Here is a 24,053-nt window from a genome sequence, read left to right as displayed (position 1 = left end):
GTCCTTCTGCTTTGTTACGCCTTTTTTTCTTTTTTTGCCGCCTGAGCCACTTTAATCATAATGGCACATTCCATTCTTTTCCGGAAAAGTTCACATCCATACTCATAAATACCCTGAATGCTTCCGGTCGCATGGTATGCATTGGCAGCACAGCCACCTGAACAATACAGTCGCGCCCAGCAGTTCTTACAATCCGGACGAGCATATACATTACACAGTTTAAATTCATCGCGAATTTCAGGGCGTGTGACACCTTCCCACACATTCCCCATAAGATATTTTTCATCCCCGACAAATTGATGGCAAGGATACAAATCTCCCCACGGAGTAACCGCCATATACTCTGTTCCAGAACCACAACCGGAAATTCGTTTATAGATGCAAGGGCCATGGGTCAAATCAATCATATAATGGTAGAACGTAAACGGTCTGCCCTCTTCTTCGCGACGAATCATTTCTTTTGCAAGAATTTCATACTGTTCCATGAGTTTTGGCAGATCCTCCTGCGTCAACGCATAAGGCTCTCCCGGCGCACACACAACTGGCTCCATAGACAGTTCGGTAAATCCAAGGTCTGCCATATGGAAAATGTCATTTGTAAAATCTATGTTATTGTGTGTATAAGTGCCTCGAACATAATAATCGCGGTCCCCGCGGCGGCGTGCAAATTCCTGAAATTTGGGGACAATGACATCGTAACTTCCTTGTCCCGCGTAGTTTTTCCGCAAACGGTCATGCACTTCTTTTCGCCCATCCAAACTCATTACCACATTGTGCATCTCGCGATTAGCAAAATCGATCACTTCATCGTCTACAAGGACGCCATTTGTTGTTAATGTAAAGCGGAAATTTTTCTGCTTTTCCTTTTCAATGCTCCGCGCATAGGCCACAAGTTGCTTGACCACTTCCCAGTTCATGAGTGGTTCGCCGCCAAAAAAATCCACTTCCAGATTGCGACGGGATCCAGAATTAGCGACGAGAAAATCCAGTGCCTGCTTTCCCACTTCAAAACTCATCAGAGCACGGTCGCCATGATATTTTCCCTGACTTGCAAAACAATATTCGCAATTCAAATTGCAAGTATGTGCAACATGGAGGCACAGCGCTTTCACGACTGTATTGCGCTTTTTGAAATCGAAAGCTTTATCCGCGTATACGTCTTCCGCAAACAGTTTTCCCTGTTTCTTCAAGGCTTCCACGTCATCCAAACAATCTCGCACATCCTGTTCCGTTACATCGGGATATTTGTGCGTAATTTGTTTTACAATATCGTCGGCTGTCGTATTTTCATAGAGGGAGATGATATCGTACGCTACCTCATCTACCACATGTACAGAACCTGAATAAACGTCCAGCACAATGTTATATCCATTCAACTTGTATTGATGTATCACTTTGTGTTCCCTTTCCGTCACAAAAATACCGCTTGCCCACAAACAGGTGAGCAGGCGGTGACATGGATTTTCAACAGCAATTATTTGTTGTCTTTGTTCTCGCACATCTGGTTCGCAACACCGCAGGAAGTCTTGCAAGCAGACTGGCAGGAAGTCTGGCATTCGCCGCAACCGCCATTCTGAACGCTCTTGGCAAGATCGCGCGTTTCGAGTGTCTGGATTCGTTTCATCGATACTTTCCTCCTTTCACACAAACCGTGAATCTTCTATTTATTATACATCGTGCAAGCTATGTCCGTCAATAGCTCTTGACGGATCGTCTCACTCGCAAAGCACCCACAAACCGTCAGAAATTCCCTTTAAGGCCACGCCGCTCCTTTGCAGAACAAGAATCTGCTGCAAAACAGCTTCATCAATCTGTTCACCGGGAATCAAAAGCGGAATTCCTGGAGGATACGCCCAAATATATCCGGCACTTATGCGACCCAAAGCTGTTTCCAATGGACATTTTTCCCGTGCAAGCGTTACCGCCTGATCCGGCCTATAAATCCGAATTGGAATTTCTGTTGCAGCACGAATCGCCGTTGCATGACAAGGAGCGCATTCCTTGTCAAACACGCGCAACGCCTGCGCCAACGAATCCAAGGTCTTCTCCGTATCTCCCGGCCCGGTCATCGCTACTACATAATCTGCACAAGCCATTTCCAATTCAATCTTTTGCTTTTCCCGCAGCCAATCCATCAGCTCTGGGCCTTGTACACCCGCTCTTGTTGTGGATATTACAATTTTGGATGGATCCAATGCAAACACTGTATGATCCTCCATCTGTTCTTGCCCTAGAAGAATCAGATGATGAAGTTCTTGTGTTTGCACCTCAAATTTATGCAGCGCGTCGAGCCATTGCGACGCTAACGTTTGTCCCTCTTTCTCCCACAGACTTACGCAACTGTCCAGAGAGGCCATAAGAAGATACGACGGACTACTTGTTTGAAAAATCCCCAAAGAACGTTCTACACGTTCGGGATCAACTAAATTTCCTTGCAAATGGAGCAACGCCGTTTGTGTCAAGCTTGGAAGCGTTTTATGTGCGCTTTGAACCACCAGATCCGCACCACAAGCAACCGCGCCCTCTGGAAAGTCTCCCATTCCCAAATGGGCTCCATGGGCCTCATCCACCAACAACACAGCGCCATAACGATGCGCGATCTCCGCAATCGTTCGAATATCGCTGATCACGCCTTCGTATGTGGGACTTGTCACAATTACCAATTTTGCACATGGACAATCCTTCAAAGCGCGCTCAATATCCTCAGGCACAATGGAGCCACACACACCGATTCTCTGCTCCACAGGCGGACAGACAAAATGGGGAGTTACACCGCACAATTCCAACCCATGATAGATGGATTTGTGACAGTTACGAGCAACAATGGCGTCTCCACCCGCTCCTAAAACCGCATGGATGGCCGCCAGCAAACCACCGGTACTTCCGTTCACCAGAAAAAAACTTCTGCGTGCTCCCCACAAATGCGCAGCACGTTCCATCCCCTGTCTCAAAATCCCATGGGCATCGTGAAGATCATCAAAACCATCAATCTCGGTAATATCCAAAGGGGCATTCAGCATCTGCAAATAAGGTGCCAACGATTCGTTCCGCTTATGTCCCGGCATGTGCATAGGAATCGCTCCAGACGCCGCATAACGACGAAGAGCCAAAAGCAAAGAATCCTCCATACGTACCTCTTATCAAACCAAAATCTGACAAACGATTCCGGCTGCTGTACCAATCACATACAGCAACAAAATAATGAACAAATTTTGTTTCCAGCTTTTATTCGAACGGCACAATACCGCCAAGCCAACACCTGCACTGGTGCAAAGGCCGGCCACTACGCCGCCAAAACTCAACTGGCCCGCAGCAAAAAGCTGTGTCAATAAAACACTGGCTACGCAGTTAGGGATCAAGCCAATCAAGCCAGCCAAGACAGGTTGCCAAAAGCCACTGGCTGCCAACGCCGAGGCAATAATGTCTTGTCCGATGATGCTTACAAGCCCCCCCAACACAATATTGAAGGCAAAAATAAACACAAAAATATTAAATGTATGCTTTAATGTCGCCACCAGGATTCCATCCTCCTCCTGGTGCTCATGGCAATCTACCTCTTGGCTACTTCCGGTATACCCCCCTCGTACAGACGATGGGATCCATTTTTTTAGCAAAAAGTCTATGCACAATGCTGCTAACAAGGCAACTACAATTTTGACTCCTATCACTGCGAGCATGGCTTCCCACTGGTCAGGATTGGCCAACATTAATGGAATCGCCTCATCGCTTGTTGTCAAAAATACCGCCAGCAGCGTTCCCAATGTAATGACCTTTGACCCATACAAATTGGCAGCCATCGCGGAAAAGCCGCATTGTGGAAAACATCCCAATAGTGCTGCGGGTACAAAGCCAAAACGTCCACCACTCGCCAATACGCGCTCAATCCGTTCCGAATGACGGTGCTCGACATATTCGATTACCCAGTAGGCTATAAACAAAAACGGCAGCATTTTCACGCTGTCCATCCATGCGTCCAATAAAATATCCCAAATTAAATCCATAGAGTTTCTCCCTGTGTTCTCTCCTCATTTGTCCGATTACTTTTGGACAAATGATATACCTTATTAGTATAGTACATCCTTTTTTGTTTTGCAATCTATAAAATGAGGTCCATTTTTATGTAAAACAGAAAAAAGTTCTGTTAAATGCTCTTGCACTGCTCTTTTGTGAATGGTATTATTATGGCGGTATTTTCTTGACCATATAAAATGATGAGGAGTTTTATACATGCGAGGCATTTATTCGTCCGTAACCGATATCCGCCGCAAGGTATTCACCGAAGTGGCCCGTATGGCGTACGAAAAAACTGATTACAGTCACATCGAGGAACTTCCCTACAAGATTGTTCCTGGCGAGGTAGAGCGTTACCGTGAAAGCATTTTTTTGGAACGCGCTATTGTTGGTGAACGTCTGCGTTTGACCATGGGTTTGTCTTTGCGCCCCATTGACCAGCATGCACCTTTGGCAGAAGGTGTGGAAGAAAGTGCTCGTCCTGAGAAATATTACGAGCCGCCCTTGATCAATGTTATTAAATTTGCGTGCAATGCCTGCCCGGAAAAATCTTTCCATGTGACCAATTTGTGTCAAGGATGTCTGGCTCACCCCTGCAAAGAAGTATGCCCGAAAGGGGCTATTTCCATTGTGCACGGAAAAAGCGTTATTGATCAGGAAAAATGCGTTAAATGTGGCCAGTGCGCGAATGCCTGTCCTTATGGTGCCATTAATAAAATGGAACGTCCCTGCGCAAAGGCTTGCGGCATGGATGCCATTGGCTCGGATGAGCTTGGAAGAGCTACGATCAATTATGATAAATGCGTATCTTGTGGCATGTGCCTTGTTAACTGCCCCTTTGGCGCTATTGCGGACAAGAGTCAGATTTTCCAGGTCATTCAATCCATTAACAAAGGCGATCGCGTGATTGCCGCGGTAGCACCGGCATTTGTAGGACAGTTTGGTCCGGAAATGACTACCGCCAAATTGAAGCCCGCTATGAAGCTGCTTGGATTTGACGATGTGGTAGAAGTAGCGATCGGCGCTGATTTGTGCACCATCGAAGAGGCTAAGGACTTCATGCGTGAGGTTCCGGAACATCAGCCGTTTATGGCCACTTCTTGCTGCCCTGCTTGGAGCGTCATGGCAAAAAAATTGTTCCCGGATTTTGCTCCTTATATCTCAATGGCAATGACCCCGATGGTACTGACCGCACGTTTGATTAAAAAGGAGCACAAAAACTGCAAGGTCGTTTTCATTGGACCATGCGCGGCGAAAAAGTTGGAAGCAAGTCGTCGCACCATCCGCAGTGACGTTGATTTTGTTTTGACGTTTGAAGAAGTCATGGGTATGTTTGAGGCCAAGGCCATTCAATTCTCCGAGGTGGCCGAAGGACCTGAATTAACAGAGGCTACTGCAGACGGACGTGGTTTTGCAGTATCGGGCGGAGTTGCCAATGCTGTGGTAAATGCCATTCATAAAATGGATCCGGACCGAGAAGTAAAAGTTATGGCTGCCCAGGGATTGCAGGATTGCAAAAAAATGCTGATGATGGCCAAAGCAGGCAAATTGAACGGTTATCTTCTGGAAGGAATGGCTTGTCCTGGCGGGTGTGTGGCTGGAGCTGGTACTCTTCAAAATCCGGTCCGCGCTACTGCTGCATTAAATAAATATAAGGCAACTGCTCCTCAAAAATATTCTGTAGAATCCAAATATGAGATTACGCTGAATTTGCTTCACGAATAAAATAAAAAAGGCCGACGGACATTCATCCGTCGGCTTTTTTAAGTTAAATGAAGATTTTATTTTTCCAGCTCTCCTTTGCTGGCTGCTTTCAAATACGCATTGATGAAACCATCCAAGTCGCCATCCATCACTGCGTTGACATTTCCGTTTTCATAGCCAGTGCGGTGATCTTTGACCAGCGTATAAGGCATAAATACATAGCTACGAATTTGGCTTCCCCAAGCAATCTCTTTTTGTACACCTTTGATATCACTGATTTTATCCAAATGCTCTCTCTCTTTGATCTGATAGAGCTTTGCCGCCAGCATTTTCATACACATGTCCCTGTTTTGGAACTGACTTCTCTCGTTCTGACAACTTACCACAATGCCCGTGGGAATATGGATCAAACGAACAGCGGAAGAAGTTTTATTGATGTGCTGTCCACCGGCACCAGAAGAACGGAACACTTCCATTTTGATATCCTCGGGACGGATTTCAACGGTGATTTTATCATCCATCTCCGGCATAACCTCTAGAGAAGCAAAACTGGTGTGACGACGGCCCGATGCATCAAACGGCGATACACGCACCAAACGGTGCACACCATTTTCCGAACGCAAAAAGCCATAAGCATTATGCCCTTCTACCAAGATAGACGCGGACTTGATTCCTGCTTCGTCGCCATCCAAATACTCAAGAACTTTCACATTCCAGCCATGACGTGCAGCAAAGCGAGTATACATACGATACAACATGGAGACCCAATCCTGTGCCTCCGTTCCGCCTGCACCTGCATGAAATGTCAAAATAGCATTGTTTGCGTCGTACTCACCATTTAGCAACGTGATCAGACGCATCTCCTCTACTTTTTGGGCCAACTGCTCTACAGCGGCCTGTGACTCTTCTGCCAATGTCTCATCGCTGTCTTCTTCACACATTTCCAAAAGCGTTTGTGCATCGCTGAGCATTTCCTGCAGCGCACGATAATCTTCAATACGCTGTTTCAGTTCGCCCATTTCTGCAAATACAGCACCTGATCCCTCAGCATCATTGTAAAACTCCGGGCTGGCACTGCGCTGTTCCAATTCTTCCAAGCGCAGTTTGCTGCGCTCAATGGCCAGCGCATCCGCTAAATCTGCTACTTCCGGCTCCAGCTCCGACAACTGACGTTTTACTTCATCTAAAATAACCATAATTTCCTCTCTTTGCGGGATATTAGAAACAATTGTCATACCCAAATATTATAAAAGATTCCCATGCGCTTGTAAAGAGGGCCGTTTCTTTGGTCGCCTTCGTTTTTTTCCTGTTTTTCACACTCTTTTCTTTGCATTTTTGCCCCTGATGCGGTATAGTATGCATAATAGTATCTTGAGGAGGACAAACTTAAGCATGATCGACTATCGAAACTGCCACTGCAGCAGTTGCCATAAACCTTTGCACGAAGGCGATGACATTGTTGTTTGCCCAGAGTGTGGCGCTCCTTATCATCGAGCGTGTTATGAAAAAGAAGGGAAATGTGTTTTTAAAGAAAAACACGGTACGGGATTTTCTTTTGATCCCCCCAAGCCCAAAGAACCGGACGGAGTGCGTTGCCCTGCTTGCAATACGCTAAACCAAAAAGACAATATTTTTTGTGAGCGCTGTGGCCAACCTCTCCGCAATGGCCAGCCTGTTTCTGGTGCGCCTGGACGTACCCCGGATGTTTCCACACCGGATCAAATCTTTCCGCCTTTGGGAACACCGTTCGGTGGCACACCTGTGGGCCCGGTCGTCTCACTGGAAAAAGAATACGACGGCATCGACACAGCCACTTGGGCTTCTTTTATCGGAAGCAGCTCACAATACTATCTTGCCCAGTTTTCTCGTATGGATCGGTTGAACCGCAAAACCAGCATTTGTTGGAGCGCGCTGATTTATGCACCGATGTATTTCTTTTATCGAAAAATGTGGGGTTGGGGTATTCTGTCGCTTGTCATGTCCATCGTGTTTTCCATTCCTTCTTATTTGGCCATGTTTCAAACGGTTGGGCTTCCGGCGGGCTCGATTTTATCCGCTTCTGCACTGGAAGGCCTCACCCTGATTTGCTTTGTATTAAACTTTGCAAGTTCTGTCTTTTTCGCACTTTACGCATTTTATTTATATCGCCGTCATGCTCTTAAAAAGTTGAAGGCCTTGCAAAAGTCCTCTACTTCTCCTGCGCAAATGATTCAGGCTGCGCAGCATGAAGGTGGCACTTCGGTTCTCGGTGTTGTTTTCTTGTTTGCACTTTTGGTCACGCTGAATTCCTTGGTTATTTCAATCGTGGGACCGACAGAAATGATGAACTATTTTTATGGCTAAGTTTCGAAAGGAGAACCTATTATGCAAAAAATCCGTAAAGCTGTTATTCCGGCCGCTGGACTTGGAACCCGCGTATTGCCTGCCACCAAAGCAATGCCGAAAGAGATGCTTCCAATTGTGGATAAACCCGCCATTCAATACATTGTCGAGGAAGCAGTAGCCGCCGGCATTGAACAAATTTTGATTATTACCGGGCGCGGAAAAGGGATCATGGAGGATCATTTTGATCGTGCCCCTGAGTTGGAGACTGCTCTGGGTAAAAATCCGGCCAAAGCACATATGCTTGAAGATTGTCTCGGGATTGCAAATCTTGCCGATATTTTCTTCTTGCGGCAAAAGGAAACCAAGGGATTGGGACATGCCATTTTGAAAGCTCGTCCCTTCACAGGAGACGAACCCTTTGTGGTGCTTTATGGGGATGATGTCATTATGGGAGATGACCCCGTGGCGGCTCAGTTGTGCCGAGCGTATGAGCAATACGGCAAGCCTTGTGTTGGAATCAAAGAAGTAAGTCGGGATGCTATTCGTAAGTATTCTTCTTTAAAAGTGGAACGGTTGCAGGACAATCTCTACAATGTCACCGATATGATCGAAAAACCGGCTCTGGGTCAGGAAATGAGCCTGTTCTCTATTCTGGGAAGGTGTCTGCTGACTCCTGATATTTACGATATTCTTGAAAAGACGCAGCCTGGTGCTGGCGGAGAAATTCAATTGACCGATGCTATGGCGGTCATTGCACGCAAAAGCGGCATGACTGGTGTAGATTTTACCGGGAAGCGTTACGATATGGGTGCAAAATTGGGCGTAATGCAGGCTCAGGTGGAAACTGCACTCCGCCATCCGGAAATTGGAGAAGAGTTTAAAGCCTATTTGAAGGAACTGGTTCAAACATTGTGAATAAAAGAAGAAGTTCTGCTCAAAATGTTCTTGACAGGACTTCTTCTTTTATTATATAATAAGTTGCTTGCTGAAAATTGCAGGCATATCCTTACCCCGAAAGGGGTCATATGTCCAAAAGGAGGTGCACAGAAATGGCAAAATATGAAACCATGCTGGTTACCAGTTCTGCTTTGGATGAGGAGGCAACTGCCACTTTGGTGGGCAAGTTTAAGGCTCTCATCGAGAAGAACGGTACGATCGACTCTGTTGACGAGTGGGGCAAACGCCGTTTGGCATACCCCATCAACGACGAAACCGACGGCGTGTACACCATCATCAACTTCACCAGCGGCCCTGATTTCCCCGCTGAGCTGGACCGTGTGTACAAAATCACCGACGGCGTGCTGCGTTCCATGATCGTTGCGAAACCCGAAGCTGAGGAGGCAAAATAATGCTGAATGTGATTGCTTTGATGGGCCGCCTTGTTGCGGACCCGGAATTGCGCCACACCCCGAACGGGATTGCGACATGTACGTTCCGCATTGCGGTTGACCGCAGCTTTGTGCGGGCTGGCGAAGAGCGCAAAGCCGATTTTATCGACATTGTTGCTTGGCGTCAAAGCGCAGAGTTTGTTTGCAAGTATTTTCATAAAGGAAGTCTGATTGCTGTAAACGGCAGTTTGCAGACTCGCAATTATGAGGATCGCAATGGAAACAAGCGCACTGCATACGAAGTTGTAGCAGAAAACATCCACTTTGCGGAAAGCAAGGGGTCTTCTGGTGGTAGTAATTACATTGCTCCGCCTGCCCCCGCCCAGCGCCCCGCACCGGCAGAGCCTGTGAGCTATGCCGCCGGAAGCGCGGATGATTTTGCCGTCATCGACGACAACGAAGATCTACCATTCTAAAAAAGGAGGACCTGTCTCATGGCATTCGATAAAGAGCGTCAGGACACCCGTGCCGGTGGCCGTCCGCAGCGCCGTGGCCGCAAGAAAGTTTGCAGCTTCTGTGTTGATCGTGTTGACCACATCGACTACAAGGATGTTCCTCGTCTGCGCAAGTATATTTCTGAGCGTGCGAAAATTATTCCTCGCCGCGTTACCGGTACCTGCGCTTTCCATCAGCGTGAGCTGACGGTCGCGATCAAACGTGCTCGTCATGTTGCTCTGCTGCCCTATGTAAGCGACTAATTTAAAAAGTCAAACGGCATATCCGAAAGGATATGCCGTTCTTTATTACAAAAGCCCCTGTCCGGCTAACCGGACAGGGGCTTTTGGCTTTAAATACTTTTTAACGGTCATCGGAATCCTCATCCGAATCTACATCCAATTCATTGTAATCGTCTGTAGCATTTTCATCATCATCCAAATAACGAGGATATTCTTCATACTCATCATACCCGGAATCCCCTTTTTTCCTCCGAACCGCCATTACAATAATGACCGCAGCAATCGCCGCTACCAAAAGCGCAATCACAATTAAAAGAACTGTGGGAATTTTTCCGTTTTTGGTATTGGCAGTTGTCTCGCTTGTACTTGCGGAGCTGGACTCCTCAGTGCTGCTGGAACGAAGAGCTGGATGTCGAAGACGAACTACTGCTAGACGAAGCTTTTACCGGCCGGAAGGTCACCGTCAAAGAATGTGGTCCAGAAACCTTTTCAAACGTATAGCTCGTACGCGATCCAAAATCCGTTACATCTACCCGAACATTTGCAACTTCATAACCCTTTTTAGGTGTAAACGTAAAAGTATGTGTACTACCGGCATTTACCTGCATACTAGAGGGACTGACCGTTCCGCCTTCCCCGGCGATAACCTGGATGGAATACGTCTCAGGATTTGTCGTCGCAGAAGATTCACTTGCCTTTTGCGTAAAAATCACTGTGCTCTTAGAAACCGCATCCTGATAACTAGGATCCGCCTTCACTCGCGCAAAGCAATAGTAAGGTGTTCCTGCTTTTAAACCGGTAAAGGTAGTTGCCGCCTGCCAATTGGTTACCGTATTGCTATCGTTCTGTTCGCTAACGCCATACTCTACTGTGCCACCACCCGCACTCGGTGTGGCTGTTTCCAACACAATCTTATCTGTACCGCCCGCTTTTCCGCCTGGCGCATTCATTGTGCGTGCCGCCTTTGGAACAGTTACAGCAGTTGCCTGGGAAACTGCATCCTCGTACTGCGAATCGCCTGTTACACGTGCAAACACATAATATGTTTTCTCTGCTGTCAAATTTTCAAAAACAGTACTTGTCTGCCATGCAGAAACTTTTGAAACTTGATTTTCCAGAGAAATTCCGTACTCCACGGTTCCTGCTCCCGCGCTAGGAGTTACCGCCGATACCTCTATGCGACACACATCTTTCGCTACGGCTGTCGGAGCAGGAAGAGTACGAACCGCCTTGGGAACAACCACCGGACCACTTACTGCATACGCCTGTGCATACTCCGGATCTCCTGTAACGCGAGCAAAACAATAATAACCTGTTCCCGCATTCAGTCCGGTAAAGGTCGTACCCGTCTGCCATTTTTCAACTTTTTCTGTATTGTTCTCAGTGGCAAGGCCATATTCCACCGTACCGCCACCGGCACTGGGGGTAACGGCGCCAAGAATAATATTCAATTCCGTACCGGCCTGTGCCGCAGGTGCCGGAATAGAACGAATAATTTCCTTCACCATGAGTTCTATGCCATTGCTCTGCCCCGGCATCAAGCTTCCGGTCATCTCTCCGAAATCAGCATAAATTGCTGTCTTGCCTACTGCAAAGCCCAAGTTCGCGCTGCATCGCTCCACTATAAGCTGAGCCGAAGCCTGCTGACCTTTTACAGTGGCCTGCGATGTTCCAAGTTTGATTCCATTCCCACCGATCTCGCCCATCCAAAACGTCACGGTTCCCCCGGATGTGCCGTCTGGAACTCGCGCAGTAGCCAAAACAGTCAGCTTATCCGCAAAGGTTACTTCCTGGCTGGAAAGAGAAAGCGAAATCTGAGCGTCCTGCAAAAGCTGATTGCCCTTGGGCGAATTTCCTTTCCAGTCGCCATAATTATAAATCGACCCTTCATTTTGCACAGAACCGCTGTTCTGCACCGCAACACCTTTTCCTATGGTCAATACAACATCCTTGGGAATCGTCAAACTTTCGGTTTTCGAAATATTTAAATTCTGTTCCAACAACGGTGTTCCATAGACACACCCTGCTTCATTTTGGAACAAAATGCCGTTCCATTTTGAAGAATCCGTTCCACACGAAATTTCTCCCGAACGAACAACGCCCTGGAAAGAAGAATCCAAAGCAAAAGTTCCTGAACCATCTATGGCACCTGTTTGAAACGCTCCGGAACCGGCCACATTCAGTTTTGCATTTTTTGCAATGTCAATGCTGGTGTAATTCTCTCCACCCTGCAAAGTGTTTTCTCCCGAGACGGACAAACGCACGGTTGCCCCCTCGTCCAGGTCCAATGCTGCTGTAAATTCTTCAACAGAAGATACATTTACATTCTTGAATGAAATATCGGCTTCTACCCCGCCCGCTATACACAGAACCGCCTTGGGTGCCTGTTCATCTGCGTTCTCCAGGGTACCTTTCCACGTACCGGATATTTGATAAGAACCATCCTCTGAAATCCAGATTTGGCCGCTTTCGTCTTTCTGCACCCCATCCGAATTTCCAGTAATGGTCAAACCGCTTTCGCGAACGGTATCTGTCTGGTCTGCCCAAGCCGTCGCGCCAAGACAAAGCACCAGCGCTGTTCCCACCATCATGGCTACGATCCGTTTGATCCAGCTTTCCGTCATTTGAAACATCTCCTTCCCGAGAGTATCATTCTACCTATAATACGCACTAATCCCTTCTTTTCTTTCACAAAACGTCAGTTTGTACCGAAAAGAAATGCTGGTACGCCAAGCATACCAGCATTTTGTATCCAAATCTTATCCTCGCTCCGCCAAAGGCACATAAGCCACCCGTTCGGACACATTCATATAAGCCGGGCGAATAATCTTTCCTGCATTAATCAATTCCTCGATGCGATGCGCACTCCAACCGGCAATTCGGCTAATCGCAAAAATCGGCGTATAGAGTTCCAACGGCAAATCCAACATGCTATATACAAAACCGCTATAAAAATCGATATTTGCCGCGACGCCTTTATAAATACGGCGTTCTTCTCCAATGACTTTCGGCGCAAGCCGTTCCACTGCCGCATACAACGCATACTCATCATGCCGATTCTTTGCGTTGGCGAGATCCTCAACAAAATGGCGGAAAACATTGGCGCGTGGGTCACTGAGGGAATAAACTGCATGACCCATTCCGTAAATCAAACCAGCTTTATCAAAGGCTTCTTTGTGAAGCAAAGCACGCAAATAGCGTTCGACCTGCTCATCATCCTTCCAATCAGAGACTACTTTCTTCATATCCTCAAACATTTGAACTACTTTGATATTAGCACCACCATGTTTAGGACCTTTTAAACTACCTAAAGCAGCCGCGATCGTAGAATAAGTATCCGTTCCAGAAGAAGTAACCACATGCGTAGTGAAGGTGGAGTTATTTCCGCCGCCGTGTTCTGCGTGAAGAACCAGCGCCAGATCCAAAATTCGTGCCTCCAGCTCAGTATATTTTGAATCCGGCCGAAGTGTGTACAGAATATTTTCTGCCGTGGACAATTCCGGCTGCGGATTATGGATGTAAAGACTTCCATCTTTCACATAGTGGTTGTACGCCTGATACCCGTAGACCGACAACATGGGAAACAGCGCAATTAACTGTAAACTTTGCCGAAGTACATTGTCAATGCTATTGTCATTTGCTCGAGAATCGTAACTATAGAGTGTCAAAACACTGCGCGCCAGAGTATTCATCATATCTGCACTAGGCGCTTTCATGATAATATCCCGCACAAAATTGGTCGGTAATGAACGATAAAATGCAAGGAGTTTTGTAAATTCATCCAATTCACCTTTGGTCGGAAGCTTCCCAAACAAAAGCAAATAGACAGTTTCCTCAAAGCCAAACCGTTTTTCTTTTATAAAGCCTTTTACAATATCCTCAACATCCACGCCCCGATAATACAGTTTTCCGTCACAAGGAGTTTTAACGCCGTCTACTACCTTGAATGCCATGATTTCGCTGACTTCTGTAAGGCCGGTCAAAACACCATTTCCGTTTAAATCCCGCAAGCCGCGCTTCACATCGTATTTCGTGTACAGAGCCGGGTCAATGCTTCCGTTTTGCTTACATTGTTCGCTCAGCGCTTTAATTTCGGGTGTAATGGCAGAATAATCGATGGACTTATCGATGGGCATTCTGATCGCCTTCCTTTCTCATCATGATCTATCAAATTTTTTAAATATACGTTTTATTATAACACAAAATAGAAGTCAAATTGTTAAATTTTTTGCAACATTTTCACGACTGCCATCACATAAAATCCTGATGCCACGAGAAGTTCCCAGCCGATCTGCCCCAAGCTGAACAAACCGTTCCATGTCTTCTCGGGTACGAATCCCACCAGCCGCTTTGATTTTGCAGCGCCCACGAACCTTTTGGGCAAACAAGGCAATGTCCTCAAATGTTGCTCCGCCCTTGGAAAATCCGGTGGAAGTTTTGATGTAATCCGCTCCTGCTTCGCACACCACATCGCACATGATTGCCTTTTCAACATCCGTTAAAAGACAAGTCTCTACAATCACCTTGAGAATGTGTTTTCCCACGAGTTGTTTTAAAGCAGCGATCTCACTTCTGACAAAATCCACATCCCCCATTTTCAGGCGGCCAATATTAATCACCATATCAAATTCGCTGCATCCGTCCATCAGGGCCTGCTGTGCTTCCGCCAACTTCGCTTGTGTGCTGGTTGCGCCAAGGGGAAAGCCGATAACCGTACACACCGGCACGCGACCTGCAAGATACTCTACCGCCTGGCGAACATAACATGGATTGATACATACCGAAGCCGTGTGAAAACGCACTGCCTCATCGCAAATTTGTTTTACCTGGTCCCAAGTAGCCTCCGGGTTAAGCAATGTATGGTCCACCCTCGCCAGCAATTCTTCTTTTTCCATCCTCTTGCACTCCATTCTTATAAATAACCGGCGGGTTAGCCAAATGCCAAAATCCCGCCGGTCTTTCTTTATCCTACCTGCTGCAAATTTATTAGCGAAAGAGGAATATCTGTAACAGCAATTGGATTTCCTTGGTCATCTGTATCCTTCAAAATTCCAGTTGCAATATTCCCTGTGTTATTTGCCAGTGCCGCGTAGATGGAGTCATACTCCTTCTGCGTAAACGTGTTAAACTTTGACGTTTCCATCGATAACTGCACGCCGTTGTTGGACGCATCGTAAACAATCGTCTGTCCGCCCGGCAACTTTTCATCGTAAGCATCAGAAATCATGTTATAGACAGCGCCACTCAAGTTTTTCGTTGCGCAACTCACAATCACTTCCGAATCATCCGAGCGGTCCACATCAGCACCAATCACCTTTGCTCCCACATCTTCTGCCGCTTTCAATACAGAGCTCGTCATCTCACCACCGCATGCAAAAATGCACTCGGTTCCTTCGCCGTACCATCCTGCAGCCATCGATTGAATATCATTGCTTGCAGTTGAGCTTCCGGTATAACCATATTTTATCGTCACAGTGCCCGCCGGCAGCTCCATTTTCTGCGCTGCATATTCCGCGCCCTGAACAAATCCATAGCCGTAACGAACAACCTCGGGAAGAGCCTTCCCGCCCATAAATCCAAGTTGGGTCATTCCCTCTTTGACCGCTGCATATCCGGCCAAGAATCCGGCCTGTTCCTCTGCAAAAACCACGCCGACTGTATTCGGATACGCTTGCGCATCTCCTTGTGCAAAGGGAGTTCCATCCAGAAGTATAAACACTACCTCTGGATACTGCTCCTGCGCATAGGCAACCGCATCCTTCATCTCATATCCTACGGCCACCACAACCATTGCGCCGCCTTTTACAGCTAAATCAATCGCGTCCTGGTAGGCCTCTGTTGTATTTTCAACCGGCTTATAAGACAGTTTTGAAATACTCATTTCCTCGGCATATTTTACTAACCCTTCCCAGGCACCTTGATTAAAGGCTCCATCGGTCACTTCTCCGCCATCAGTGACAAGAGCAAGCTCTGCCTTTTGTGTTCCGCAACCCACCAGAACCATCACCGCCAAAACGACAGACAAAATGCACGCCAGCAGTTTTTTCATATCGTCAGCTCCTTTTCCGCGTTGGGGCTCGCGCGGTCAAAATCAAAGCCCGCCCACACCCGGCGGACGACACTACAAATAGTATAACAAAATTACAAAAAGATTTCAATCCCAGCCTGAAAGGCCGAAAAGCAAGCATTTACAGAAGAGCCTGCGGGCCAAATCCCACAGGCAAAAGCTCTCCCAGTGTACAAAGCGTAAAATGTTCTTCATCCTGTGCCATTACGATGTCCAATTTTTCACCGCAAAATTCATACAACATCTGCCGGCACACACCACAAGGAGCAATGATTCCATTTTTCTCGGGATCACCTTTGCCCCCCACAATCGCAAGTGCACAAAATTTTCTTTTTCCCTCGCTAACCGCTTTGAACAGCGCCGTTCGCTCAGCGCAATTGGTGGCAGAAAAACTCGCACATTCCACATTGCACCCAGTATAAATGGTTCCGTCCTTTGCCAAAAGTGCCGCTCCTACGCGAAAACCTGAATAAGGCGCATATGCATTTTCTCTCACGCGCAACGCCTCATGAATCAACGCTTTGTAATCTGGATTCATCGTTCACTCCTCCAGTACGCTTCCCAAGGCCAATCTCATCATCTGCGTAAAACTGCGTTCTCTCTGCTCGGCCGTGGTCTCCTCATGAGAGACAAAGCTGTCAGAAATCGTCAGAACACAAGCCGCATTTTTTCCGGTCGCTCGCGCATTGTGGAACAACGCAAAGCTCTCCATTTCTACCGCCAAACAACCTTTTTGCTCAAAGAGTTTTTTCCAATAGTCCGGATCGGCCGCATCCCGATAAAATACGTCGCTGGAGTGAATCACACCCTCCAACAAAGGGATGTTCTGCTTTTGCGCACTGGCACGCAGACGGCGGTTCAGCTCTTCTGACGGATAGGTTGTATCCCCAATGGAACCATTCTGCGTTTTTGCATAACTCGATTCAGAATAAGCTGCCGTAGCCAAAACCACATCAAATAATTTTGCCTGTGCAGCATAAGCACCTGCCGACCCCACACGAATAATGTTTTCCACGCCATACTGTGTAAATAGCTCCCAAGAATAAATGCCAATGGATGGCATTCCCATCCCCGAACCCATTACTGAAACGGGATGGCCCTGATAGGTACCTGTATATCCCAGCATTCCTCGCACCTGTGTAACCAGACGGGCAGACTCCAAAAAATGTTCCGCAATAAATTTTGCTCGTAGCGGATCACCCGGCATCAAAACCGTTTTGGCAAAATCGCCTTTCTGTGCTGCATTGTGTGGTGTTGCCATATTCCAAGCTCCTTTCTTTACACAAGATACATCTGTCGGATCACATCAAGCGTTTTTTCATTCACATCACATTCTGCCATGAGATAATCCTCGAAACGAGGATAGCGCTCTTCGATGGCATTCAGTGCCCGCTCAATACTGGATCTCTGCACTCCAGCCGTCACCGCTGCCAATTCCGCAGCACGCGGCTCAGGGAAGAACCGTTTCAACACTTTTTCAATTTGCGCCCGTGCCTTAGGACGGCATGTATTGGTAATCAAATAATCCTGAATCACCGTTTCACGGTCTACGCCCAGTGCCAAAAGGATCAACGCCGCTCCGATGCCGGTCCGATCCTTTCCCGCACTGCAATGGAAATAGACCGGAACACGCTTGTGGGCAAGGATCCGAAACAACTCCCTGTAAGCATCGTTGTCAAAAGGCATATGAGCGTATCCGTCCTCCACCAGATGAAGCATTTGGGACACCGTCTGCTCACCGCCCGCAAAAATTGCTTCGATGTCAAAATCCACATCCTTGCCTTGGGCATCACGCAGTGCAGAACGGCTGATGTAATCGATTCCGTCAAAGGTTGGGTCCGGCTCATGCCGCTTTTCGCTTTCAGAGCGGAAATCCAAAATTGTTCGAATTCCAAGGCTTAGAAAGCGCTCTTGATCCTCTTTCAGGCGAATATCGCACAAAGCCGGACCACGAAAGAAAACGCCGTGCTTTACGCTCTTTCCGTTGAGGCCGCAATAACCACCCAATTCCCGAAAATTTTCACATTCCACAAAAGGCAGAGGCTGCCCCGGCCAACTGTCTCCACTTTCATTCATATGATTTACCATTGCCTTTTTACTCCTGTTCTTTTAACGTACCATCCGCATAGGCCGCAACCAACTTTTGTAAATCCTCGATTTGGTCCTGAAGCCGGCCGCCCTCATCCGTATCTTCCACATAGACACGCCGTTCACTTGTTTCAAACACATTTACCGTCGAAAGGATGTCTGCGTTCTCACGAATGGCCTTCTGCGTTGTTTCAAAAGAACCGTGGCTTCTCAAAGACAGACCTCGGCTTGAAAAAACCAGCGTGTATCCGGCAATGCCTGTGCGCTTATGATAAGCCTTACAAAATCCTCCATCAATCACAATCAGGCGGCCACCGGCCTTCACCGGCTTCTCTCCGTTTTTTGCCTTTACTGGCACATGTCCATTCACAATATGCCCGTGTGCAGGGTCCAACCCAAAATCTTCAAAGATGCGTAACACCGCTGACTCAGCTACAACTGTGTCATCGTTTTCCACCCAGTCATAATACGGATCTTTTCGCTCGGCGTAGCTTTCCTCTTCATCTAAAAAGAAATGCTCAAAATTCGCCATCTTATAGCGGCCAAAAATCGGAGAACGCCGCCCGCACCAAAGGTACCACAGAAAATCTTGACCTTTCCGTCGAGCCTCACTTCCCTGAGGCGCAAAATAACCCTGCCGGGCCATTCGTTCGCAATAATCCATAAAGGCACGCCCCCGATAATCATTTCCATCCATCGTGATGCGCGCCAAGCAACCATCCTCATCAAAAGGAATCGCACCGTGGAACAGAAGGTTACCGTTTTCAATTTTGTAAACACTTCCGTTGGCATATAGAAAACGTACGTGCCGGGCCAACCGTTCGCTTTCTGTAAAGCTCTGACAGAGTTTGTCCATAACTTCCTGTTCTCCCGCAGTCAGTTTGGACGGATGTTCCGGGTCCACGGTTGGGAAATCACAGTCACGCATACGGTAAACTTTCCCGTCCACTTCCACTGTCTGAGTGACAAAGTTCATCTTTTCCAAAAGTGCACGATCTAACATTTGAAAATCCGGATTGCGCCGCACGACCTGGCACTCCAGCTTGCACAGAATAATCGCAATTGCTTTGTGCATTCGAGCCACTCTGGCCAAATCTTCAGCAGAATACCCACCGTCGTTCACCAGCTTTGGCCAAAACGCTGATACATCTGTGTCTTTGTACACCTCTTCGGCAAACAGCGCCAGTGGCCGCAAATTCAGTCCATATCCATCCTCGAGCGTCTCCAAATTGTTGTAGCTCAGAGAAACATGAATCACGCTGGCAATGCAGACCGCGCTTCCGGCGGCAGCCCCCATCCACTCCACATCGTGATTGCCCCATTGGATGTCCACCGCATGATGTGCCATCAGCTCATCCAAAATGATGTCCGGGCGAGAGCCTCGGTCGAAGATATCACCCACGATATGAAGCTTATGCACCGCCAAACGCCGAATCAATTCACACATAGCTGTGATGAAAGCGTCTGCACGGCCGTTATCAATGATTGCTGACAAAATGCGCCCGTAATACAAATCTTTGTCATGGTCTTCAAAGTGGGCATGCAGCAATTCGTCAATGATGTAAGAAAACCCCTGCGGCAATCGCTTTCTCACGTAGCTTCGTGTATATTTCGAACTCATCATACGACAAACATCAATCAGGCGGTAAAGAGTCTGGCGATAAAATTCATCCAGATTTTTTTGCGCCGGCTTGAGCTGTGCCAACTTTTGCGCCGGATAATAAATCAGTGTAGCAAACTCCGCCCGCTCCTGAGCGGACAGAGAATCCTCCAGCACACGGTCCACCTTTTCTCGAATGACTCCGGAAGCGTTCGAAAGGATGTGTGTAAATGCTTCATATTCCCCATGGAGGTCACTCATAAAGTGCTCAGTGGGTTTGGGAAGTTTTAAAATGGCCTGTAGGTTGATGATCTCCTGTGTGGCAGCCGCCGTTGTCGGATAGTCTCTTGCCAGCAGTTTAAGAAACTTCTGTTGTGGAGTTTCCATTCTTGTCTCCTCTCAGCGCAGCGACCGTCCACAGTGCCCGCAGAAAATTGCGTCATCGCTGACTGCGCTTCCGCAGTACGGACAATAACCCGAAGCGCCCGTTTGAACATTGGGATAGGGCTGATCGAAGGGCACAGACTGTGCAAAATAGACTGCCACCCTTTTGGACTTGTGAAAATAGGCAAGCCAAATCGCGCTGCGAATCAAGTCGACCACAACCGAGGTGACAAACTGTGCGTTAAATCCCACATACCACAAAGTGTACAGATCCGAAATTGTCAACAATGCCACCAAAAGGATCAGACAGCGCCAGTAATTCGGCCTGCGCGCAACTATCTGATAGAACATCACGCCTTGTGCCACTACACACGCAATCATGAGGATGGTCAAAAGTAAATTCACGTTCAAATAAGCCAAAGAACTCATCAACGATACAAGATTGGAGAAAAATCCAATTCCTAAGATCACTGCAAAAAACAGAAGCCATCCGCCCAGTTTCCGATAATCCTTCTGCGGCATAAAAACACTCCCTTTTTATTTTTTGTATGGATACATTGTATCATATCCAGAGGATTTATGGTACACTAAAAAAAGAATCCCGCGCGGCACTACCCCGCATACAGGGAGGAGTTTTTTTATATGGAAATCACACACTGCACTCTCTGTCCGCGCGCTTGCGGAGCGGATCGCACCCGCACACGAGGGCTGTGCGGCGGTGGCGCGCAAGTGCGTCTGGCGCGCGCCGCCCTTCATTTTTGGGAGGAACCTTGCATTTCCGGCACAAAAGGATCCGGAACTGTCTTTTTTTCAGGATGTCCGCTCCAATGCTGTTATTGTCAAAACTTCACCATCAGTGCGCAGAATTTCGGAAAAGAGGTATCCACACGGACACTGGCCGACATTTTCTTGCGTCTGCAGGAACAAGGTGCCCATAATATTAATCTGGTCACTGCCGGCCACTACCTGCCGTGGGTTTTGGAAGCACTTGCGCTGGCGGGCCCGGAGCTTTTTATTCCCATCGTTTACAACACCGGCGGATATGAGACACAGGAATCCCTGCAGATGCTCAAGGATGTAGTGGACGTATGGCTGACGGACATCAAATATGTCTCCCCTGTCTTGAGCAAAAAATATTCCGGTGCCGCCGACTACTTTGATGTGGCGTCTGCGGCAGCGCTCACCATGTGCCGCATGGCGGGGCCGCCTGTCCTGGATGCAGAAGGGCTGCTCAAAAAAGGAGTTATTGTTCGACACCTTGCTCTGCCGGGTGCTCTGGCCGACACAAAGGCTGTGCTCAAATTTATGGCTGAACAACTACCCGCAAATGGTTTTTTAACCAGCCTAATGAGTCAATACACTCCGTTTTACAAAGCCAAAGAATACAAAGAACTTTCCCGGCGCATCTCCACTTACGAATACCGTCAAGCAGTGAACTATGCAGTGGAATTGGGTCTGACCCAGGGATTCATGCAGGAAAAAAGCAGCGCAAAAGAAGAATACACACCTTCCTTTCAATTAGAAGGCGTTGAGGAGGTACTATGAAAAAGAAAAAGATTTTGATGCTAACCACCGGTGGTACCATTGCTTCTGGTCCCACGGAAAACGGTCTTACCCCTGTTTTGAGTCCCAGTGACCTGCGTGGATACATTACTGAATTCAAAGATGTGTGTGAACTGGAAAGCCAGGCGTTGTGCAGTCTAGCACCAACATTACTCCTCAGCACTGGCTAATGATTGCACGCGCTGTTCATGACAATTACGAAAAATACGATGCATTTTTAATCTGCCATGGCACCGATACCATGGCTTATACTGCGGCCGCTTTGTCTTACCTGATTCAAAATGCGGACAAACCCATTCTTATCACAGGAGCACAGCGTTCCATTTTACAGGAGATCACCGATGCAAAGAAAAATCTCCGGGACAGCATTCTTTTTGCTTTGGACGAACGCACACGTGGTGAAAATCTTGTGTTTGACGGAAAATTGATTGCCGGCACACGTGCCAAAAAGACGTCGACTTTCAGCTACAACGCTTTTTCCAGCATCAACTTTCCAGCGCTGGCACAAGTACAGAATGATCGTATCATTTATTATGTCGCCCCCTGCCCTCCTTGTGGGAAATTGAAATTCTACGACCAACTGAACACCAACATTTTTCTTTTAAAACTGACGCCCGGAATCTCCCCGGAGATCATTCCGTTGATTGTCAAACTGTACGACTGCATCGTGGTGGAAAGTTTTGGCGTCGGTGGTTTACCGGACAGCATTCTGGATACTTTGTGTTCAGAAATGGCTCGCTATGAACCTCATAAAAAGGTTCTGGTCATCACCACGCAAGTTACGTATGAGGGAAGCGCAGTAGACACCTATGAAGTGGGACGTCGTGTTCGAAATCGCGTACGTTTTCTCGAAACGCGAGATTTGACGCTTGAAGCTGCCTACACCAAATTAATGTGGATTCTTGGCAAAGGGGTATCCAGTTGGGAAGAACTCGAAACTACTTTTTACTCCCCTATCAATTATGATATTGCATTTTGATCACATAAAAAAACTCCCGCCTTAACGCTTCAGGCAGGAGTTTTTTTATCTGTGATCCCGTAAAAAGAGCAATGTTCTACGCTTTGTTTGCTTTTCCCCGAGTACTGTTGCTTTTTTGAAATGTCTGTCCCAAAGCTTGATGGAACACCTGGTGCAACCCTGTAGCCGCGAGGCCGCTGAACATGCCTTGCAGCAATACAGCAGGGGAAAATTCTCGACTCATCCAAACTGCCAACACCGCACCCAGTATTGCGCAAACCGTTGGAATGTACTTATGTCCTGTGTCAGCAATCCAACGTTTCAGAATCGATCCTACACAAAGACAAATTCCGGTAATTACAGGAATAAAATAATCCGACAAAAATGACAGCTCCACATTACTCCCTCCTTGTGTTCACTGCTACTATCATAATAATCTTTTCCAAATTTTATGCCGATTTTTTTCGGCAACCAGTCCAAGGCGAGGGCTTAAACCAGACAACAACTCGTTTGAAATGGTATGACAGCGGGCCGCAAGTTCTTCCACGCGTATTTCCTTTTCTCCGTCTTTTCCAATCAATGTCACCACATCGCCTGCACAGACGTCCGGAACATCCGTCACATCCACCAGCATTTGATCCATACACAGCCGTCCCACCATCGGCGCATAATGTCCGCGTACAATTACGCGTCCACCGCTCTGCGGGAGCATTCGCGGCAGACCGTCCGCATAGCCGATGGTCACTGTAGCCAGAAGTGTGTGTCTTTTTGCCTCAAACACAAGGCCGTAACCGGCACATTCCCCCGGCATTAAAACACGCACGGAAGCCACCCTGGCACGCAGAGAAAGCACCGGACGAAGAGGCACGCGATTTGCTGTTTTTCCATATTCACTGTAAACGCCATAAAGAGCGATTCCCGCTCGTATCCATGTGCAGGGAATCGCAGTCTGATTTAAAACGCCGTAACTGGCATACAAATGAATTTCTCCTGGATCTATTCCTCTTTGACGAAGTTGCCGAACCATAGCAAAAAAGTTGTTTGTCTGCTTTTCGGTATAACTCCGTTCTTGAACGGACAGTCCATCCGCCACACAAAGATGCGAAAAAACCCCTTCTACCCGTAGCCCCGGCATAGAAAAAATCCGCGAAATTGCTTGAATGTCCCCGCACGGAACCCCTAAGCGGTGCATTCCTGTATCCACTGCCAAATGAGCCCGAACCGACCACCCTGAGCACGACAGTGATTTGGCATAGACCTCATCCACCAATGTCTGTGTCAAATTCCA

General features: G+C 47.5%; 25 protein-coding genes and 1 pseudogene. 9 read left to right on the top strand and 17 right to left on the bottom strand.

The window, feature by feature from the left end; all coding sequences use genetic code 11:
• Positions 1-14: 14 nt before the first annotated feature.
• The 4 genes from scfB to AB5H98_RS01950 form a co-directional block, all read right to left on the bottom strand.
• On the bottom strand, positions 15-1,394 hold the full coding sequence (scfB, locus tag AB5H98_RS01965; RefSeq protein WP_367924266.1) for a thioether cross-link-forming SCIFF peptide maturase: 1,380 nt from the start codon (positions 1,392-1,394) through the stop codon (positions 15-17).
• Positions 1,395-1,474: 80 nt separating this feature from the next.
• On the bottom strand, positions 1,475-1,624 hold the full coding sequence (scfA, locus tag AB5H98_RS01960; protein ID WP_349214245.1) for a six-cysteine ranthipeptide SCIFF: 150 nt from the start codon (positions 1,622-1,624) through the stop codon (positions 1,475-1,477).
• A gap of 91 nt (positions 1,625-1,715) precedes the next feature.
• Entirely contained in the window at positions 1,716-3,128 is a 1,413-nt protein-coding gene (locus AB5H98_RS01955) for an aminotransferase class I/II-fold pyridoxal phosphate-dependent enzyme (protein ID WP_367924234.1), read from the bottom strand.
• A 12-nt stretch (positions 3,129-3,140) separates the two neighbouring features.
• Positions 3,141-4,001: a putative manganese transporter gene (locus AB5H98_RS01950; RefSeq protein ID WP_367924233.1), complete on the bottom strand. Its 861-nt coding sequence runs from the start codon at positions 3,999-4,001 to the stop codon at positions 3,141-3,143.
• A 226-nt stretch (positions 4,002-4,227) separates the two neighbouring features.
• Between AB5H98_RS01950 and AB5H98_RS01945 the strand changes: the two genes are divergently transcribed.
• Positions 4,228-5,736 carry a 4Fe-4S dicluster domain-containing protein gene (locus tag AB5H98_RS01945; protein ID WP_367924232.1) on the top strand — a complete coding sequence of 503 codons (1,509 nt, stop codon included), beginning with the start codon at positions 4,228-4,230 and terminating at the stop codon, positions 5,734-5,736.
• Between the two features lie 56 nt (positions 5,737-5,792).
• On the opposite strand, the gene prfB is transcribed toward AB5H98_RS01945, so the two are convergent.
• Positions 5,793-6,911, bottom strand: a complete 1,119-nt coding sequence (gene prfB, locus AB5H98_RS01940) for a peptide chain release factor 2 (RefSeq protein ID WP_367924231.1) — start codon at positions 6,909-6,911, stop codon at positions 5,793-5,795.
• 196 nt (positions 6,912-7,107) lie between these two features.
• Here prfB and AB5H98_RS01935 point away from each other — a divergent pair, with 196 nt between their 5' ends.
• From AB5H98_RS01935 to rpsR, 5 genes are all read left to right on the top strand, one after another.
• The gene (locus tag AB5H98_RS01935) at positions 7,108-8,058 is read left to right on the top strand and encodes an RING finger protein (RefSeq protein ID WP_367924230.1); all 951 of its coding nucleotides are present in this window, start codon (positions 7,108-7,110) and stop codon (positions 8,056-8,058) included.
• Positions 8,059-8,079: 21 nt separating this feature from the next.
• A complete protein-coding gene (locus AB5H98_RS01930; RefSeq protein WP_367924229.1) occupies positions 8,080-8,955 on the top strand; it encodes a UTP--glucose-1-phosphate uridylyltransferase in 876 nt (291 codons plus the stop codon).
• Between the two features lie 134 nt (positions 8,956-9,089).
• A complete protein-coding gene (gene rpsF, locus AB5H98_RS01925; RefSeq protein ID WP_367924228.1) occupies positions 9,090-9,389 on the top strand; it encodes a 30S ribosomal protein S6 in 300 nt (99 codons plus the stop codon).
• Entirely contained in the window at positions 9,389-9,844 is a 456-nt protein-coding gene (locus tag AB5H98_RS01920) for a single-stranded DNA-binding protein (protein WP_367924227.1), read from the top strand. Before rpsF ends, AB5H98_RS01920 begins: the two co-directional genes overlap by 1 nt.
• 18 nt (positions 9,845-9,862) lie before the next feature.
• On the top strand, positions 9,863-10,126 hold the full coding sequence (gene rpsR / locus AB5H98_RS01915; RefSeq protein ID WP_367924226.1) for a 30S ribosomal protein S18: 264 nt from the start codon (positions 9,863-9,865) through the stop codon (positions 10,124-10,126).
• 100 nt (positions 10,127-10,226) lie between these two features.
• On the opposite strand, the gene AB5H98_RS01910 is transcribed toward rpsR, so the two are convergent.
• The 10 genes from AB5H98_RS01910 to AB5H98_RS01865 form a co-directional block, all read right to left on the bottom strand.
• Positions 10,227-10,412, bottom strand: a complete 186-nt coding sequence (locus AB5H98_RS01910; RefSeq protein ID WP_367924225.1) for a hypothetical protein — start codon at positions 10,410-10,412, stop codon at positions 10,227-10,229.
• 76 nt (positions 10,413-10,488) lie between these two features.
• Complete coding sequence (locus tag AB5H98_RS01905) at positions 10,489-12,729, bottom strand: hypothetical protein (RefSeq protein WP_367924224.1); 2,241 nt, start codon at positions 12,727-12,729, stop codon at positions 10,489-10,491.
• Between the two features lie 135 nt (positions 12,730-12,864).
• A complete protein-coding gene (locus AB5H98_RS01900; RefSeq protein WP_367924223.1) occupies positions 12,865-14,241 on the bottom strand; it encodes a citrate/2-methylcitrate synthase in 1,377 nt (458 codons plus the stop codon).
• Between the two features lie 75 nt (positions 14,242-14,316).
• A complete protein-coding gene (gene deoC, locus AB5H98_RS01895; protein WP_367924222.1) occupies positions 14,317-15,000 on the bottom strand; it encodes a deoxyribose-phosphate aldolase in 684 nt (227 codons plus the stop codon).
• Between the two features lie 68 nt (positions 15,001-15,068).
• Positions 15,069-16,154, bottom strand: a complete 1,086-nt coding sequence (locus tag AB5H98_RS01890; protein WP_367924221.1) for a BMP family protein — start codon at positions 16,152-16,154, stop codon at positions 15,069-15,071.
• A gap of 139 nt (positions 16,155-16,293) precedes the next feature.
• Positions 16,294-16,710, bottom strand: coding sequence for a cytidine deaminase (locus tag AB5H98_RS01885; RefSeq protein ID WP_367924220.1), 417 nt, complete (start codon positions 16,708-16,710; stop codon positions 16,294-16,296).
• Between the two features lie 3 nt (positions 16,711-16,713).
• The gene (gene deoD, locus AB5H98_RS01880; protein WP_367924219.1) at positions 16,714-17,433 is read right to left on the bottom strand and encodes a purine-nucleoside phosphorylase; all 720 of its coding nucleotides are present in this window, start codon (positions 17,431-17,433) and stop codon (positions 16,714-16,716) included.
• A 17-nt stretch (positions 17,434-17,450) separates the two neighbouring features.
• Positions 17,451-18,260: a tyrosine-protein phosphatase gene (locus AB5H98_RS01875; protein ID WP_367924218.1), complete on the bottom strand. Its 810-nt coding sequence runs from the start codon at positions 18,258-18,260 to the stop codon at positions 17,451-17,453.
• Positions 18,261-18,267: 7 nt separating this feature from the next.
• On the bottom strand, positions 18,268-20,247 hold the full coding sequence (locus tag AB5H98_RS01870) for a fructose-1,6-bisphosphatase (RefSeq protein WP_367924217.1): 1,980 nt from the start codon (positions 20,245-20,247) through the stop codon (positions 18,268-18,270).
• 12 nt (positions 20,248-20,259) lie between these two features.
• Positions 20,260-20,766, bottom strand: coding sequence for a DUF2569 family protein (locus AB5H98_RS01865; protein ID WP_367924216.1), 507 nt, complete (start codon positions 20,764-20,766; stop codon positions 20,260-20,262).
• 120 nt (positions 20,767-20,886) lie between these two features.
• Here AB5H98_RS01865 and AB5H98_RS01860 point away from each other — a divergent pair, with 120 nt between their 5' ends.
• From AB5H98_RS01860 to AB5H98_RS01850, 3 genes and pseudogenes are all read left to right on the top strand, one after another.
• Entirely contained in the window at positions 20,887-21,789 is a 903-nt protein-coding gene (locus AB5H98_RS01860) for a radical SAM protein (protein WP_367924215.1), read from the top strand.
• Positions 21,786-22,282: pseudogene (locus tag AB5H98_RS01855) on the top strand (asparaginase domain-containing protein); the annotation flags it as partial. The gene AB5H98_RS01860 and the pseudogene AB5H98_RS01855, both read left to right, overlap by 4 nt.
• An 87-nt stretch (positions 22,283-22,369) precedes the next feature.
• Positions 22,370-22,786 (top strand): hypothetical protein, encoded by a 417-nt coding sequence (locus tag AB5H98_RS01850; RefSeq protein WP_367924265.1) that lies wholly within the window; start codon positions 22,370-22,372, stop codon positions 22,784-22,786.
• Positions 22,787-22,862: 76 nt separating this feature from the next.
• Here AB5H98_RS01850 and AB5H98_RS01845 read toward each other — a convergent pair whose 3' ends face one another.
• Together AB5H98_RS01845 and alr are read right to left on the bottom strand one after the other, a co-directional pair.
• Positions 22,863-23,162 carry a phage holin family protein gene (locus AB5H98_RS01845; RefSeq protein ID WP_367924214.1) on the bottom strand — a complete coding sequence of 100 codons (300 nt, stop codon included), beginning with the start codon at positions 23,160-23,162 and terminating at the stop codon, positions 22,863-22,865.
• 30 nt (positions 23,163-23,192) lie between these two features.
• On the bottom strand, positions 23,193-24,053 hold an 861-nt coding region (alr, locus tag AB5H98_RS01840; protein ID WP_367924213.1), incomplete at its 5' end, for an alanine racemase.

Origin of the sequence: uncultured Ruthenibacterium sp. (genome assembly GCF_963558415.1) — a bacterium.
In the GTDB taxonomy this organism is placed as follows: domain Bacteria; phylum Bacillota; class Clostridia; order Oscillospirales; family Ruminococcaceae; genus Ruthenibacterium.
The sequence above is the reverse complement of the archived record's forward strand: the minus strand, read 5'-3'. Positions and strand labels throughout refer to the sequence as shown.